At 74.3% G+C, this 15,623-nt stretch carries 16 protein-coding genes; 12 read left to right on the top strand and 4 right to left on the bottom strand.

Annotated elements, in window-relative coordinates:
• Positions 1 to 20 precede the first annotated feature (20 nt).
• Together C0216_RS14175 and C0216_RS14170 are read right to left on the bottom strand one after the other, a co-directional pair.
• On the bottom strand, positions 21 to 986 hold the full coding sequence (locus tag C0216_RS14175; protein WP_114055630.1) for an SAM-dependent methyltransferase: 966 nt from the start codon (positions 984 to 986) through the stop codon (positions 21 to 23).
• A 172-nt stretch (positions 987 to 1,158) separates the two neighbouring features.
• Positions 1,159 to 1,677 (bottom strand): hypothetical protein, encoded by a 519-nt coding sequence (locus C0216_RS14170; protein ID WP_246042532.1) that lies wholly within the window; start codon positions 1,675 to 1,677, stop codon positions 1,159 to 1,161.
• A 94-nt stretch (positions 1,678 to 1,771) separates the two neighbouring features.
• On the opposite strand from C0216_RS14170, the gene C0216_RS14165 reads away from it, so the two are divergent.
• The 6 genes from C0216_RS14165 to C0216_RS14135 all read left to right on the top strand — a co-directional run bounded on the left by C0216_RS14165 (position 1,772) and on the right by C0216_RS14135 (position 6,729).
• Positions 1,772 to 2,479, top strand: coding sequence for a TetR/AcrR family transcriptional regulator (locus tag C0216_RS14165; protein WP_114055629.1), 708 nt, complete (start codon positions 1,772 to 1,774; stop codon positions 2,477 to 2,479).
• A 182-nt stretch (positions 2,480 to 2,661) separates the two neighbouring features.
• Complete coding sequence (locus C0216_RS14160; protein WP_174250393.1) at positions 2,662 to 3,147, top strand: cation:proton antiporter regulatory subunit; 486 nt, start codon at positions 2,662 to 2,664, stop codon at positions 3,145 to 3,147.
• 985 nt (positions 3,148 to 4,132) lie between these two features.
• On the top strand, positions 4,133 to 4,576 hold the full coding sequence (locus tag C0216_RS14150) for a nuclear transport factor 2 family protein (protein ID WP_114055627.1): 444 nt from the start codon (positions 4,133 to 4,135) through the stop codon (positions 4,574 to 4,576).
• Between the two features lie 342 nt (positions 4,577 to 4,918).
• The gene (locus C0216_RS14145) at positions 4,919 to 5,662 is read left to right on the top strand and encodes a CAP domain-containing protein (protein ID WP_114055625.1); all 744 of its coding nucleotides are present in this window, start codon (positions 4,919 to 4,921) and stop codon (positions 5,660 to 5,662) included.
• A gap of 107 nt (positions 5,663 to 5,769) precedes the next feature.
• Positions 5,770 to 6,267: a hypothetical protein gene (locus C0216_RS14140; RefSeq protein ID WP_114055624.1), complete on the top strand. Its 498-nt coding sequence runs from the start codon at positions 5,770 to 5,772 to the stop codon at positions 6,265 to 6,267.
• Between the two features lie 33 nt (positions 6,268 to 6,300).
• Positions 6,301 to 6,729 carry a VOC family protein gene (locus C0216_RS14135; RefSeq protein ID WP_114055623.1) on the top strand — a complete coding sequence of 143 codons (429 nt, stop codon included), beginning with the start codon at positions 6,301 to 6,303 and terminating at the stop codon, positions 6,727 to 6,729.
• A 29-nt stretch (positions 6,730 to 6,758) separates the two neighbouring features.
• Here C0216_RS14135 and C0216_RS14130 read toward each other — a convergent pair whose 3' ends face one another.
• The gene (locus C0216_RS14130; protein ID WP_114055622.1) at positions 6,759 to 7,799 is read right to left on the bottom strand and encodes an ArsR/SmtB family transcription factor; all 1,041 of its coding nucleotides are present in this window, start codon (positions 7,797 to 7,799) and stop codon (positions 6,759 to 6,761) included.
• Positions 7,800 to 7,895: 96 nt separating this feature from the next.
• Between C0216_RS14130 and C0216_RS14125 the strand changes: the two genes are divergently transcribed.
• From C0216_RS14125 to C0216_RS14095, 6 genes are all read left to right on the top strand, one after another.
• Complete coding sequence (locus C0216_RS14125; protein ID WP_114055621.1) at positions 7,896 to 9,164, top strand: MFS transporter; 1,269 nt, start codon at positions 7,896 to 7,898, stop codon at positions 9,162 to 9,164.
• 82 nt (positions 9,165 to 9,246) lie between these two features.
• Positions 9,247 to 10,524, top strand: a complete 1,278-nt coding sequence (locus tag C0216_RS14120) for an Nramp family divalent metal transporter (RefSeq protein WP_114055620.1) — start codon at positions 9,247 to 9,249, stop codon at positions 10,522 to 10,524.
• Between the two features lie 195 nt (positions 10,525 to 10,719).
• The gene (locus C0216_RS14110) at positions 10,720 to 11,364 is read left to right on the top strand and encodes a hypothetical protein (protein WP_114055619.1); all 645 of its coding nucleotides are present in this window, start codon (positions 10,720 to 10,722) and stop codon (positions 11,362 to 11,364) included.
• 94 nt (positions 11,365 to 11,458) lie between these two features.
• Positions 11,459 to 11,668, top strand: a complete 210-nt coding sequence (locus tag C0216_RS14105) for a ferredoxin (RefSeq protein ID WP_114055618.1) — start codon at positions 11,459 to 11,461, stop codon at positions 11,666 to 11,668.
• The gene (locus C0216_RS14100) at positions 11,661 to 13,052 is read left to right on the top strand and encodes an NAD(P)/FAD-dependent oxidoreductase (RefSeq protein WP_114055617.1); all 1,392 of its coding nucleotides are present in this window, start codon (positions 11,661 to 11,663) and stop codon (positions 13,050 to 13,052) included. Before C0216_RS14105 ends, C0216_RS14100 begins: the two co-directional genes overlap by 8 nt.
• Before the next feature lie 29 nt (positions 13,053 to 13,081).
• A complete protein-coding gene (locus tag C0216_RS14095; RefSeq protein ID WP_114055616.1) occupies positions 13,082 to 14,344 on the top strand; it encodes a cytochrome P450 in 1,263 nt (420 codons plus the stop codon).
• Between the two features lie 158 nt (positions 14,345 to 14,502).
• Here C0216_RS14095 and C0216_RS14090 read toward each other — a convergent pair whose 3' ends face one another.
• Positions 14,503 to 15,546: a quinone oxidoreductase family protein gene (locus C0216_RS14090; RefSeq protein ID WP_162793201.1), complete on the bottom strand. Its 1,044-nt coding sequence runs from the start codon at positions 15,544 to 15,546 to the stop codon at positions 14,503 to 14,505.
• Positions 15,547 to 15,623: the final 77 nt, after the last annotated feature.

The following is a 15,623-nucleotide window of genomic DNA, read 5'->3' as shown; positions in this document are numbered from 1 at the left end:
GGCGAGCGACGACGCCTCGCTCAGTCGACCCGCTCCAGCGCCACCCGCAGCACCGTGCACCGGTGCTCGCGCATGAATCGCAGCGTCGCCTGCTGTTCCCGGATGAGGTCGTCCACGGCCTGGCGGCCGATCAGCCGTGCGCCCTGTTCGCGGTGGGCGATGCAGCGCTCCATCCAGCAGTGGAGGGTGCGGGCCCCGTCGTCGGGGTCGTCACGCAGCTCGGCGACGGTGAACAGGCCGCGGGCGGCTTCGACGAGTTCGGAGCGGGTCGGCACGAAGCATTCGGGGAAGACCCGGCGGGAGGAGTGCAGGCCCTCGCGGACGTTGCGTACGGCGTCCCGGACGTCGCGCGGGCGGAGGCCCCGGCGGGGACCGCCGTCGGGTTCGAGCATGCGGGCCGGGAGGACCATGGCGGCCAGCCAGCCGCGCGCGTTCCACGCGTTCGACTGTACGGCGAGCCGTCCTCCGGGCCGCAGCCAGGCGTGGCAGCGTTCGAAGAACAGCCGGTAGCGGGCGATGCGCTGGGAGCGGCGGATCGTGCTGCCGGCGAAGTGCTCCATCGCCTCGATCGCGAACACGGCGTCGTACAGGGCGTCGGGCAGGTGGTCGATCCAGTTCTCCAGGCGCACCTCGCAGCCGGGCCATTCCCTGCTGCGCACGTACTCGACCTGTGAGGTGCTGACGTTGAGGCCGACGACGTGGCGGACGCCGTGGGCCTCGGTCAGGCGGCGCATCATGCTGCCCCAGCCGCAGCCGACGTCCAGAACGCGGGAGGCGCCCTCGGCGCGGGCGGCACGGGCGTGCAGGTCGAGTTTGCGGACCTGTGCCGCCTCCAGGGTGTCGCCGTCCTCCCAACGGGCGAGGGAGTAGACGAGGTCGGGGCCGAGGGCGAGCCGGTAGAAGTCCCCGAGGAAGTCGTAGTGGTGCCGGATCGCCTCGTCTGAGCTGCCCTTGTAGCCGGTTGCGGAGTGCTTCGCTCGGTTCAACGCTCACCGTCCGGAGAGGAGTGCGGGGACCGCATTCCTTCCGGGGCCCCGCTCCGTGTAAACGGGGGGTCGCCCACCCGAGGGTGCCCGCGGATCCGGCCCGTACCAAGCCAAGCCAAAATAAGGCCAGGCCAGGCCAGGCCAGGCCGGCCAGGCCGGGGTCCGGCCGCTGTCAGGCGGCCGCCGCCTCCTGCAGGATCCGGTGCCCGTCGCGCAGCAGGCCGGGCACGAGCTTGTGGTGGAGCGGGGTCAGCCGGGTCCACACGCGGGCGCCGGACGGCTTGCGGTAGCGGATGAACGTGGAGAGCGACGCCTGCCCCTCCTCCACGCGGAGCACGAGCTGGCCCGTGATCATCCGGGAGTGCGCCTCCAGGCGGATCCAGTCGTCGCCGCGGCCGTCGATCTCCCATCCTGCGACGCACCCGGGGGTCGGCCGCCCCTGCAGGCGCAGGCCGAGTATCCCGCGCCACACGAACTGGCCCTGCCAGCCCGCGGCGTCCTCGAGCACGGCGCACGCCCACTGCTCCGGCGACCGGGCGGCGGCGCCGGCGGCGGTGAGGGTGAAGAGGTCGGCGTAATCCGGTTCGGCGAGTGTGCTGAGGCGGCGTACCGCGTCGGGCAGGACGAGGTGCTGCCGCACCGGCGGTATGGCGCCGCCTGCTGCGTGACCTGCTTCCGAACCGACCGTCATGGCCTTCTCCCTTCGGGCGGTTTTCCGTTCCGGAATCCCGATCGGCAACGTAACATACGTACATGACTGTATGTAAGGCGGAGGGATCCGCCCCGTGAGCGCCGAGGCCGGCCGCGGCCCCCGCCAGGCCGAGGACCCCCGGACGGACCGCCGTCCCCAGCCGGAGCGCCGCACCCAGCCGGGCCGCCGCACCCAGGCCGACCGGCGCGCCCGTACCCGCAGCGCCCTGCTGGAGGCCGCCGCGCGCGGCCTGTCCCGGCACGGGTACGCGAACCTGGCGCTGGAGCGGGTGGCCGCCGAGGCCGGGTACACGCGGGGCGCGCTGTACCACCAGTTCGCGGGCAAGGAGGAGCTCGCGCTGGCGGTGGTGCGGTGGGTGGACGAGACGTGGGCGGCGGAGGTCGGCGACCCGGCGGCCGCCGAGGCCGATCCGGTGGCGGCGCTGATGCTGATGGCACGCGGCCACGCCGTCTACTGCCGGCGCGACGTGGCGGGGGTCATCCGGGTACTGGCGATCGAGTTCGCCGGGCGGGACCACCCGGTGGCCCGGGAGCTGGGCCGGATCCTGGGCAAGCTCACGGGCGACGTGGAACGGCGCATCGCGGAGGGGCGGCGCAGCGGCGCGATCCCGCCCGGCCCGCCCGCGGCGGACACCGCGCGGGCCTGCCTTGGCGCGATGGAGGGGCTCGTGAGCCATGACGGGATCGTCCCGCCGCACGACGTCGAGCTGGCCGAGCGCGCCGTACGCGGCGTCCTGGGCCTGCCGCCCGCCAAGCCGCACGGACCGGTCACGGCTCGATGAGGCCGGCCCGGATGGCGTAGCAGGTGAGGCTGACCTGCTACGCAGCCTGCTCCCCCGCGGGTTGTGCCATGGCTCGGCGCCCGTGTCCATCCGTACTGGCCCCCATGCTGCGGCCCCGCCGGAGATGGCACGATGGGCACCGCGCCGGCGCCCGGCACGGAACGACACGAGGGGGATGGGCCGTGCCTGCTCAGCGGACGAGTACGACGCGACTGCCCGGGATCGGGGTCCAGCACGACCTGACGACCGAGGAGCAGCAGCACGTGTCGGTGGTGGCCCACCGCGACGGCACCCGCACGCTGAGCCTGTACCGGGGCGACGACCCGGACGACTGTGCTGCCTCGCTGCACCTGACGGCGGCCGAGGCGGCCGTCGTCGTCGACGCGCTGATGCCCTGCCACCACAGCCCCAATCTGCTGCACACCAGCGACCTGGGCCTGGTTGCGGAACGCATCGAGCTGGCGGGCCACTCGCACTGGAACGGCCGCCTGCTCGGCGAAACCCGTATGCGGACGAGGACGGGCGTCTCGGTGGTGGCCGTCCTCCGCCGCGCCGCCGCCCGCCCGTCGCCGACCCCGGCGTTCCGCCTGGCAGGCGGCGACACTCTGATCGTGATCGGCACCCGGGAGGGCGTGGAGGCCGCAGCCGAGCTCCTGGGCCGCAGGTAGCCGAGAGAAGCGACGTCTCATTCAATGGGGACGCAGCCGGGGCATCTGCCACGATCACCGGATGGGTGCATTGGCTGCAGTGGCAGTCAGGGTTGCCGGCGGAGCCACCGTGACGTTCCGGCCCAGCGGCTCCTCGATGGTTCCGCTGATAAACAGTCGGCAGCAGGTGGTCGTTGCCCCGGTCGACCCGTCGAAGTTGGAGGTGGGGGACATCGTCCTCGCCCGTGTCGCCGGGACGGTCTACCTGCATGTGGTGTCGTCGACGGACCGCACCAGGAGGCGGGTGCAGATCAGCAATGACCGTGGTCGCGTCCACGGTTGGACCAGCCGCGACCGTGTATTCGGCATTTGTGTGGCAGTCGCCGTCCCCCCTGCGGGTTCACGGTGGCTTTGTGCGGTGGCTCGATGCCGGCGGAACGGCGGGGCCAGATGCTCTCCGAGCACGGACCTGCGAGGCTGCAGGTGAGCAGTCAGCAGGGGCAGAGCGTTGCCATCATGCGTGTACTGCGGACCGAACTCGGCATTGACGTGACAGACGCCAGGGCTGCGCTGCGCCGCGTACTGGACGGTGTCCACTCAGGAACGCTTCCCGAGATGGAGCATCTGGCCCGCATGCTCCGGAAGTCCGGCATCGCTGCTGTGGCTGCTCGCCCTTGCTGATGGTTTCAGCGAGTCAGGGTGTCGTGCGGCTCCGGAGGCTCCGGTCCGGACGACGGTGGCTGCGTTCCCTGACCGGTCCTGGTGAAGCCCGGGACGTGACCCGGCATCGGTCACGACCTGGCTCGTCTTGATCACTGCGGGACAGTCTCCCGCTTGATCTGCGACGTCCGCGCCGTTGGTCAGCCGCTGTAGGGCGCGTATTGAAAGTCGATCTTGGTGACGGATTTTCGTTACTTCAGAGGTAGTGGTCTCGACCTGCTTGCGTTGGCAGGATTGGTGATCTCTCCGCGTCGACAGGACGCGGGCCAGGACGGAGGGGTCACCCATGTCTTCAGCCGCACCTACGAACACGCGCACCGTGGTCGAAGAGCTGCTGCGGAGGATCGGTGAGGGCGACCCCGAGCGCATTGCCGAGCTGTACGCCGAGCAGGGCGATTGGAAGCTGGACTGGCCGGAGGCCGAGCATGGTCGTGCTGCCACGCCGTGGATCCGTCACCGGTCGACCCGGGCCGATGCGGCCGCTCACTATCGCGAGCTTGCCGAGCACCATGTGCCGGAGCATGTGGCGACTGAGGTGGAGCGCATCCTCATCGACGGTAACGACGCGGTCGTGCTGGGAGAGATCCGCCAGACCGCCCGGCCCACCAGACGTGCGTATCGCGCGCGGTTCGCCCTGCACCTCACCGTTGAAGACGGCCTTGTCACCCGGCACCACGTTTACGAAGACAGCCTCGCCGTCGCCCGGGCATTCGAGGCGGAGGATCGCTGAAGGACCAGTCCCCCCGGAGGTCCCCGATGAGCCCGTGGTCGCCGACCGGCGGTTATCGACGCAGGCGAGTCCCTTCGCGGCTGCCGGCGGCCCGCCCCGCCCCTCACGCCAAGGCCGCGGCCGGGGCCCGGCGCCGCGGCCGGTGTCACCGCCCGGACACGTTCGGCCGTGCGGGTGACGCCGGCCGCGGGCCCCGTTCAGAGCCGCGGCCAGGACGATCTGCTGCTCCTCGCGTACGGCCGCCGACTTGGCCGGCGGCGCCGAGTTCCCCTCGTGCGTGGAAGGCGTGACGGCCCTCTGCCGCCGAAGCAGGCGGCAGGCCGGGGGACGGGACCGGGCCCCATGGCGGCTCCGCGGCCTGCGGCAGCCTGGAGGCCGAGCCGCGCGGCCGGTCGCCCCCTCCCCCGCCCACCACCGCTCACCCCGCTCATCACTCTCCTCACCGTTCTTCGTTCTGCCCGCAGGAAGTGCGGCCTCCGTGAACCGCCGTGCTCCCAGCCCCGCAAGCGGTCGGCGGCGGTCGCGGCCGCCGCCCTGGCCGCCGCTCTGTCCCCCCTCGTCGCGGCGCCGCCCGCCGCGGCCGTCACCTGTGATACGGCGGACGCCAACCGGGCCCCCACCGCGGCCGGCGCCGCGCAGGCGCGCAGCGTCGTCGTGTGCCTCGTCAACGCCCAGCGCACGCGGCGGGGACTGCCGGCTCTCACCGTCGACCAGGCCCTGACGGCCGCGGCGCAGCAGCACTCGGCCGCCGCGGTGCGACTGAAGTGGTGGGGGCCCGGCAGGGACCCGCACCGCAATCCGGCGACCGGCTCGACGCCGCAGACCCGCATCCAGGCCGCCGGCTACTGCCCGAACCCGCGCTCGTGGCAGTTCGGCGAGATCGCCTACACCGGCTGGGGCGGGTCCGGCACCCCGCAGGCCGCCGTCACCTGGTGGATGAGCAGCCCCGGGCACCGCGCCGTCATCCTCAACTCGGCACTGCGGAACATCGGCCCGGGGGTCCAGCCCGGCGCCGCCGACCGCGCCGGGGCCACCGCGCCGAACGGCGGCACGTACGTCGTCACCTTCGGCCGCTGCCGGCGCTGACACCTCCGCGCGCCCCCGGTGTGCCCGGACTCTGTACAGGCGGGGCGCGCCGCCGGATGCTGGGGGTGGCACGTGCCGGGGATGCCCTGCCGGGGGAGGTCGTCGCAGTGGAACCGCACGACGCGTACGGGGGCGGTTCCGCGGCCGGCCGGCCGTGGGAGGGCGCCCGGATGCCGCGGCCGGTGCGCCGGCTGCGGATGCTGCTGATGCTGCTGGGCGGTGTGCAGGCCGTCGTCGGGGTGTGGCTCGTGACGGACAGTATGGCCGTTGCCGCGGCGGTCTGGGGCGAGGAGGACGCCTCGGCGCCCTGCTGCCGCCCGGAGGTCGAGGAGCGCGCCGGCCAGGTCGTCTGCGGCGGGCTCGTCGTGCTGGCGGTGGCGGCGTGGGGTGTCGTCACCGCGCTGAAGTTCCCGCTGCGGCTGCGCCGGCTGCGGGTTGCGGCCTGCGCGTACGGGTGGGTGGCCGTGCCGTTCGCGCTGGTCGTGTACCGGGTGGAACCGCTCCTCGGCCTGGCCTGGCCGGTGCCGGCGGTGCTGGCGGTGGTGTGGGCCCGGCGGCCGGAGTGCGCGGCGTGGTTCGACCGGCGGACGGCTCCCGTGCCATGACACCGGGCGTTCGATCGGTGGTAGCTTCCCGGCATGGAGCAGCGGATCAGCCTGATCACCCTCGGCGTGGCCGACCTCGGCCGGGCCCGTGCCTTCTACGAGGAGCTCGGCTGGCGCGGGCAGCAGGCCGAGGAGACGGTGTTCTTCCAGGCGGGCGGCCTCGCGCTGGTCCTGTGGGGGCGCGACCGGCTCGCGCAGGACAGCGGCGTCGAGGATGCCCCCGGGTGGGGCGGGATCGCCCTGGCGCACAACGTCCGGTCCCCGCAGGAGGTGGACGAACTCGTCGAGACGGCCCGGCGCGCCGGGGCGGCGGTGACACGGCCGCCCGCGCCGACGTTCTACGGCGGCTATGCGGGCGTGTTCACCGACCCCGACGGCCACGTGTGGGAGATCGCCCACAATCCGGGCTTCGCCCTCGCCGACGACGGCACCCTCACTCTCCCGGACTTCGGCACGTCCTGAAGGCAGGCCGCTGAAGGCAGGCCGTGCCGTCAGCCGCCTGAGGCGAGCCGGTCGCCGAGCCTGCTGCGCCGGTACAGGACCTGCCGGCCGTGGCGGGTCCGGGTGGCCAGCCCCGCGGCGTGCAGGACGCGGAGGTGCTGCGACACCGCGCTGGGGGTGACGCGCAGGCGGCGGGCGAGTTCGGCCGTCGCGGCGGGCTCCGCGAGCATGCGCAGCAGCCGGGCCCGGGGCGCGCCGAGCAGCAGGACGAGGGCGTCCCCGGCGGCCCGCCCGGCCGCGTCCGCCCCGTTCCGCAGGACCGGTTCGGGTTCGGCCTCCCACAGGGTGGCCGCGCCGCGGCTCGGGTAGAGCAGGGAGGGCGGCTCGTCGGGGCCCACCGGCGGCGCGCACTTGTGGGCGAACACGGACGGCACGAGCAGCAGACCGCGGCCGCAGGCCTTGGCCTCGTACCCGCCGATGGTGCGGTGGACGCGCAGGAAGCCCCGGGATCCGGCGTCCTCCCAGCGCAGTTGGGGGTGCATGTCGGCGAAGAGCAGCCGGGCGCCGCCGCGGGCGAGCTGCCGCGCCCGGTACGTCATGTCGGCTTCGGCGACGAGGCGGATCTGCGGCCAGACCGGCCGGATGGCGATCTCCCAGTAGCGGTGCAGGAGTTCGCACACGGTGTCGCGCAGCGCGGTCACGGGCCCGTCGCCGGGGGCGGTCGCCGCGTGCAGGGGTGCGGGCAGCGGGTGCGGGGCGTGTGCGGCCAGCAGGTCGCGGCGCACCCGGTCGGGCGGGGTGCTGCGGACGACGGCCAGCTCGTCCTCGAAGTGCGGCTCGAACACGGCGGGGCGCGGCGTGAGGAAGTCGGGCAGGGTGAGGAGGTCCGCGACGAGGGACAGCAGAAGCCCGGTGTCGAGACCGCCGCCGAGGCCTGCGATCCGGGCGAGGACCGACCGGCGCCAGGGCAGGTGCAGGACGGAGACGCCCGGATCGCGCAGCACGCGCAGGCTCAGCACCGTCTCGCCGAGCGGCGAGAGCGCGAACCGGGTGTGGGCCAGGTCCTCGACCCCGAGCTCGAAGCTGATCATTAAGCGGCACGCTACATCAATTGGCAGGGCCGGTCCCGTGCCGTGGACTCTCCCCATGACCTCCTTCGCCTCCCGCCTCCTCCCGGGGGCGGCCGGATGAGCCGCAGGCTGCTGCTGCTCCTGGCCGTGACCGGCGCCGTGGCCGTCGGCAACCTGTACTTCCCGCAGGCCATCGCCCCGCTGATCGCGGACGGCCTGGGGGTGTCCCCCGACGCCGCGTCCCTCGTGGTGACCGCCACCCAGATCGGCTACACCGCGGGCATGGTGCTGCTGGTGCCGCTCGGGGACCGCTTCCCGCACCGCTCGCTGCTGGTGGTCCTGCTCGCCGTCACCGGTCTGGCCCTGCTGGCCGCCGGCTGCGCCCCGGCGCTGCCGGCGCTGGTCGCCGCGAGCGCCCTGATCGGCCTGGCCACGGTGGCCGCACAGGTCATCAGCCCGCTCGCCGCCGGGCTGGTCGCGCCCGACCGGCGGGGGGCGGTTCTCGGCGCCCTGCTCAGCGGCTCCACCGGCGGCATGCTGCTGGCCCGCGCGTTCGGCGGCGTCCTCGGCGAATGGCTCGGCTGGCGGGCGCCCTACCTGGTGGCCGCGGCCGTCGCGCTGCTCCTGGCCGTGGTCGTGGCGTACGCGGTCCCCGCCACCGCCCCCGCGGCCGCCGACGCCCGCAGGCCGTACCGGGAGTTCCTCGCCGAGCCGCTGCGGCTGCTGCGCGCGGAGCCGGAGCTGCGCCGCTCCTGCTTCTGCCAGGCGGCCGCTTTCGGGGCGTTCTCGGCCGTCTGGACGAGCGTGGCGCTGCTCCTGACGGGTCCGGTGTACGGGTACGGGGCGCAGGCGGTCGGCGTGCTCGCCCTGGTCGGCGCGGTGACCATGCTGTGCACGCCGTACGCGGGCCGGCTCGTCGACCGGCACGGGCCTGGGCCGGTGAACCTGGCGGCCCTCGCCGGGGTCGCCGTGTCGGCCGCGGTGCTGGCGGCGGGCGGGCTGGGCGGTCTGCCGGGCCTGGCCGCGCTGGCGGCGGGCACGCTGCTGCTGGACGTCGCCATGCAGGGCGGGATGGTCGCCAACAAGGCGCGGGTGTACGCCCTGCGGGAGGGCTCGCTCAGCAGGCTCACCACGGCGTACATGATGTGCGCCTACCTGGGCGGTACGGGAGGGTCGTGGCTCGGCGTGCGCCTGTACGCGGCGTGCGGGTGGGGGGCGGTCTGCGCGCTGGTCGCCGCGCTCGCGGCCGCCGGCCTGCTGCGGCACCTGTGGCCCCGGGGCGGCGGGCGCACCGGGGCCGGCGGGCGGCGCCGCGTACGGCCGGCGGGCAGGGGCGCCAGCGGGCCGGCCGCGGGCCCGGCGGGCGTGCCGGGCGGCACTGGCTGAAAAGCCCTCTTGCGCGCGGGGCGCGCAGCGCCTTTCGTGGCCCGTCGGAGCCGGTGCAGGACGGACGGGAAGGCGGGCGCGGATGGCGGACACGACCACGACCGGGACGGGGGCGCGCGGCGGGGTGCCTCCCCGCAGGGCGGGCTGGCGGTCGATCGGCCCGGGGATCGTCGTCGCGGCGACCGGCGTCGGCGCCGGCGACCTCGTGGCGACCCTCATCGCGGGCGGCAGGTTCGGCTACACGCTGCTGTGGGCGGCGGTCATCGGCTGCCTGGTGAAGATCTCGCTGGCCGAGGCCGTCGGCCGCTGGCACCTGGCCACGGGCCGCACCCTGTTCGACGGCTGGCGCAGCCTCGGCTCGTGGACGACCGTGTACTTCGCCGGGTACGTCGTCGTCTGGGGGTTCGTGTACGGCGCGGCCGCGATGTCGTCGAGCGCGCTGCCGCTGGCGGCGCTCTTCCCGGGCACGCTGGACCTGAAGGCGTGGGCGGTGCTGTGCGGACTGGTGGGGCTGGTGTTCGTCTGGTTCAACCGGTACGCCGCGTTCGAGAAGGTCATGACGGTCCTGGTCGGCGTCATGTTCGCGGTGACGGTGTACCTCGCGGTCCGGGTCACCCCGCACCTGGGGGCCGCGGTCGCCGGCCTGGTGCCCGTCCTGCCGGAGGGGTCGCTGGTCTACACGCTCGGCCTGATCGGCGGCGTCGGCGGGACCATCACGCTCGCCGCGTACGGCTACTGGGTCAACGCCAAGGGGTGGCGGGACACCGGCTGGATGAAGGTGATGCGGCTCGACAACCGGGTGGCCTACCTGACCACCGGCGTGTTCGTGGTGGCGATGCTGTTCGTCGGCGCCGAGCTGCTGCACTCCTCCGGCATCGCGCTCGCCAGGGGCGACCGGGGGCTGCTCGACCTCGGGACCGTCCTCGCGCAGACGTACGGGGACACCACCGCCAAGCTGTTCCTGATCGGGTTCTTCGCCACCTCGTTCACCTCGCTGATCGGCGTCTGGCACGGGGTGAGCCTGATGTTCGCGGACTTCGTGGGCAAACTGCGGCCGTCGCTGGTCCCGGAGGGGCGGAGCGCCGAGAAGTCGCTGCCGTTCCGGGCGTACCTGCTGTGGCTGACGTTCCCGCCGGTCAGCCTGCTGTTCCTGGACCAGCCGTTCGGGCTTGTCGTCGTGTACGGGGTGATCGGCGCGCTGTTCATGCCGTTCCTGGCGCTGACGCTGGTGTGGCTGCTCAACTCGGCCCGCACGCCCGCCGAATGGCGCAGCGGGGCGGTCAGCAACGGCATGCTGGGCGCCGCCGGTCTGCTGTTCGTGCTGCTGTGCGTGCAGCAGCTGCGCGACCTGCCGTGGTAGCGGGGCCCGGCGGCCGCCGGGCCCCGGGTCAGGGGGCCGCGGCGCCGCCCGGGGCCTCGCCGAGTTCGCCGGCGAGGTCGGCGATGACTCGCCGGTGACGCGGCGTGCGGCGGCCGCCCTGGCGGGGTGCGGCGCCCCTCACCCGAGTGCGCGGTCCCGCTGGCAGTGCGGCGCCGGCGGCGGCTTGCTGGGGGCATGAGAGAAACCCTGCCGGATGCACCGTCGGAGACGCGGCTGGGCACGCCGGGGGCCGCGGGCCTCGCCGGAGTGGCCTTCGCCGTGCTGCTCGCCGCCGCCATCGTCCTCGTACGGTCCGCTCTGCCGTCGGGCGGCGGCGGGGCCTCCGTGGCCGTCGCGCCGGGCCGGGAGGGTGCGCTGCGGGCGGCGGTCGAGCTCGTCCCGTTCGCCGGGATCGCCTTCCTGTGGTTCATGGGGGCGCTGCGCGAGCACACCGGAGCGGCGGAGGACCGGTTCTTCGCGACGGTCTTCCTCGGCAGCGGGCTGGTCTTCGTCGCGTCCCTCTTCGCCGCCACGGCCGCGGCCGGGACCGTGCTCTCCGCCGGTGAGCCCGAGTCGTTCGGCCGTCACTTCGCCTACACGCTGATGACCACCTACGCCATGCGGATGGCCGCGGTCTTCGTGTTCGCGACGTCGGCGATCGGACGGCGCATGGGCGTCATGCCGCGCGGGCTGACCGCCGCGGGCTATGCCGCGGGGCTGGTCCTGCTGTTCGTCGGCTCGGCCGTGCCGTGGACCGAGCTGGTCTTCCCGGCATGGGCCCTGGCCGTCAGCGTGTACATCCTGCGTGCGGCCCGGCGCCGGCGTCGGACGGCCGCGTAGCCCTCACTCCAACGGCACCCCCCGGCGGGCCTTCCCGGGCCGCAGGCCGCACGCTGGCCCGGGGAAGCGCGGGGGCCAGTGAAAGGACCGCACCTTGCTCAGACTCGTCGTCGATCTGAACCGATGCCAGGGGTACGCCCAGTGCGCCTTCCTGGCCCCCGACGTCTTCGCCATGCACGGCGACGAAGGGCTGCTGTACGACCCGCAGGCCGAGGCCGCCCAGCGGGAGCGGGTCGCCCAGGCGGCCGCGGCGTGCCCCGTGCAGGCCATCCTCGTCGAGGACGCGGAGGCCGCCGATGCCTGAGTCGGAGCTGGAGGCCCTCAAGAGGAGCGGGCGGATCGTCGTCGTGGGTGCCTCGCTGGCCGGCCTGCGGGCCGCGGAGACCCTGCGGGAGAAGGGCTTCAAGGGCACCCTGACGATGGTCGGGGACGAGCCGTACGAGCCGTACGACCGGCCGCCCCTGTCCAAACAGGTACTGCTGGGCATGGCCAGAGCCGAGAACACGGCGCTGCCGCGCCGCCGCGCGATCGAGGCGGAGTGGCGCCTCGGCGTGCCCGCGAGTGGCCTCGACATGGCCGGGCGCCGGGTGAAGCTCGCCGACGGCGACGAGGTGCCCTACGACCGGCTGCTGATCGCCACCGGCGTGCGGGCCCGGCCGTGGCCGAACGAGGCGGAGGGCGAACTCGACGGCGTGTTCGTGCTCCGCACCCGCGCGGACGGCGCCGGCCTGGCGCGGCGGCTGGAGGCCGGGCCGCGCCGCGTCCTGGTCATCGGCGCCGGGTTCACCGGCTCCGAGATCGCCTCGGCCTGCCGGGAGCGCGGCCTGGAGGTCACGGTCGCGGAGCGGGCCGACGCCCCGCTGGTCGGCGCGCTCGGCGGGGTGATCGGGGCGGTGGCCGCCGGGATGCACCGCGAGCACGGGGTGGACCTGCGCACCGGGGTGATGGTCACCCGCCTCGAAGGCGATGCGGGCGGCCGGGTCCGGGCCGCGCACCTCTCCGACGGCGCGGTCGTCGAGTGCGACGTGGTCGTGGTGTGCCTGGGCGCGCAGCGCAACACCGAGTGGCTGGCCGGCTCCGGGCTCGGCGCGGGACCGCGCGGCATCGCCTGCGACGCCGGCTGCCGCGCGTTCGGCATCACGGGCATCGTCACCGACGACATCTACGTGGCGGGCGATGTCGCCCGCTCGCCGCACCCGCTGTTCGGCTACCAGTTCCTGTCGCTGGAGCACTGGGGGAACGCGGTCTCGCAGGCCGAGACGGCGGCCCACAACATGCTCAGCAACAGCGCCGGCCGGCGCCCGCACATCTGGGTTCCCGCTTTCTGGTCCTCCCAGTTCGGGGTGAACGTCAAGTCCGTCGGCGTCCCGACGATGGGCACCGAGATCATGATCACTCAGGGGTCCCTGGGCGAGCGCCGGTTCGCGGGGGTGTACGGCTACCAGGGCCGGATCATCGGGGCGGTCACCTTCGACAACGCGCGCTGGCTGGACTTCTACCAGCGGCAGATCGAGGCGACGGCGCCCTTCCCGCCCGAGTTCACGAACGTCGACCGGCGCCCCGAGGGCAGCCGGCCGGTGCCGGCGGAGTTCCCGGACCCGTCAATCCCCACGCACGGCCCGACGGTGACCCTCAGCGGGTACTCGCCGGCCGACCGCCGGATGACCTTCACCCCCGCCGGGAACTGACCGCCCGTACGTCCCCCGGAGGACCTGTCATGAAGCAAGGGATCCTGAGTCAGATCCTGGACTACTCGAACCGCGCGAACCCGTACCCGCTGTACGAGGAGCTGCGCAGGACGCCCGTCTTCCACGACGGGGAGGGGCCGTACGTGGTCAGCACGTACCACGAGATCCACGGCCTGCTGCACGACCCGCGCCTGAGCTCCGACACCCGCAACCGCGGCGCGGCGGCCGGCGACCCGCTGGCCGGGCAGGAGGAGGGCGAGCAGCAGCTGCCGCCGAGCTTCCTGAAGCTGGACCCGCCCGAGCACGACCGGCTGCGCCGGATGACGAACCGGCCGTTCGGGCCGCCCCATTCGCCGCGCCGCATCGACGGGATGCGGGGGGAGCTGGGGTCGATCGTGAAGGGCCTGATCGACGGGCTGGCGGACGGCAGGAGCAGATCCGGTGAGGGGGACGGGAACGGCATCGACCTGGTCGACCAGTTCTCGTACCCGTTCCCGGTGACGGTGATCTGCCGGCTGCTCGGTGTGCCGCGGGAGGACGAGGCCCGCTTCCACGTGTGGGCCGACACGCTCGCCGCGAGCCTGGACCCCGATCCGGACGCCGACGCGGAGCAGCGGGAGAAGGCGACGAGCAGCGCCCGGATGGAACTGGGCATGTACCTGGCCGGCCTGATCGAGGAGCGGCGCAAGAACCCCGGCGACGACATGCTGTCCCAACTGGCGGCCGGGCACGGCCAGGGCGAGACGATGTCGACGATGGAGCTGCTCAGCACGGCGGCGCTGCTGCTGATCGCCGGCCATGAGACGACCGTCAACCTGATCACGAACGGCATGCTGACGCTCCTGCGCCATCCGGACGTGCTGGAGCGGCTGCGGCGGGAGCCGCAGCTGGCGGTGCCGCTGGTGGAGGAGCTGCTGCGGTACGAGCCGCCGGTCCAGCTGCTGCCGCAGCGCACGCCCCTCTGCGACATCGAGGTGTGCGGGGTGACCATCCCCAAGGGGGCGCCGATGTGGCTGGTGCTGGCGGCGGGGAACCGGGACCCGAAGCGCTTCGAGAACCCCGACCGCTTCGACCCCGACCGCAGGGACATCCAGCACCTGGGACTGGGCAGCGGCATCCACAGCTGCTTCGGCGCGCCGCTGGCGCGGCTGGAGGCGCAGCTCGCGCTGAGCGAGCTGGCGCGCCGGCTGCACAACCCGCGGCTGCTGGAGGACCCGCCGCCCTACCGGCAGAACGCGGTGCTGCGCGGGCCGCGGCACCTGGTGGTCGCCTGCGACGACATCAGGCCCTGAGCCGCCGAGCCCCAGAGCCCCTGGGCCCTGAGGGGCCGCCGGCCGTCGGGCCCCCGGACCGGGCCGCCCGGCGCAACGGAGCGCCGGGCGGCCCTGTGACATGTCCGGGGCCGGGGCCGACGCCGCCGCCGCTGGTACGGCCCGGCGGGGCCGCGACGTCAGACGGCTTCGCGTGTTCCGGTGCCTTCGGCGGACGCGGCCCGGCGGCGGGTGCCGGCGGCGGGGTCCGCTTCGGCCGCGGGGGTGGTGAACACGATGCGGGTGCCGGAGCGCACGGGGGCCTGCCAGGCGGTCTCCACGTCGGCCAGCGGCACGGTGACGGGCTCGGTGGTGGGTTCCAGGGCGGGCAGCCGGTCGAGCAGTTCGCGCAGGCAGGCGGTGCGTCGGGCGCCTGAGATGGAGCCGAGGCCGCTGCCGCAGACGTGGACGTCGGCCTTGCGCAGCCAGGCGGCGGGGAGGGTCATGTCGGCGCCGGCGGCCGAGCCGACCTGCACCCAGCGCAGGGGCCGCGCGAGGTCGGCGCGGTGGCGGAGGATCCCGTCGAGGGCGAGTTCGGCGGGCCGGTCCCACAGGTAGTCCAGGACGAGGTCGGCCTCGGCCGCCGCGGCGCCGAACGCGGCGGCGACGTCCTCGTCCGGCCCGGTCAGGGACACGGTGCGGTCGGCTCCGAGCTCCTCGGTGCGCCGCAGCGCCTCCCGGTCCCGTCCGGCCGCGACGACGGTTCCCGCCCCCTGGTCGCGCGCGAGGCGGACCGCGGCCCGGCCGGCGTTCCCGGTGGCGCCGAGCACGAGGACGGTTTCCCCGGTGCGGAGCCGGCCGCGTTCGCGCAGCGCGATCCACGCGGACGAGGCGGGGTTGACGGCAGCGGCGACGGCGACCGGGTCGAGCCCGTCGGGCAGCTGCATGAGGGCGGTGGCGGGCACGGCGATGCGCTCGGCCATGGTGCCGTGCGGGGGCTCCAGCCCGGGGACGTAGACGAGTTCGCCGCCGGCGGTGCGGGCGACCGCGTCGAAGCCGGGGACGAGCGGCAGCGCCGTGGCGCCGGTGTAGTGGCCGCCCGAGGCGAAGGAGCGCACGAGCGGGTACAGCGCCGCGGCCAGTACCTCCACGACGACCTCGCCGGCGGCGGGGGCCGGTTCGGGCACCGTTGCGTACCGGGGTGGTTCTCCCAGGGCGTGGACGACGGCTGCGTACATGGACAAGCCCCCAAATGGGTGACAAGACGGCATAAACGACAGTCTGATTGTGGCGGCTGTCTGCCGTGGGCCCCGGCTGCGCC

It is taken from the genome of Streptomyces globosus, from assembly GCF_003325375.1.
GTDB classification, from domain to species: domain Bacteria; phylum Actinomycetota; class Actinomycetes; order Streptomycetales; family Streptomycetaceae; genus Streptomyces; species Streptomyces globosus_A.
This window is presented reverse-complemented; position numbering and strand designations above follow the sequence as displayed.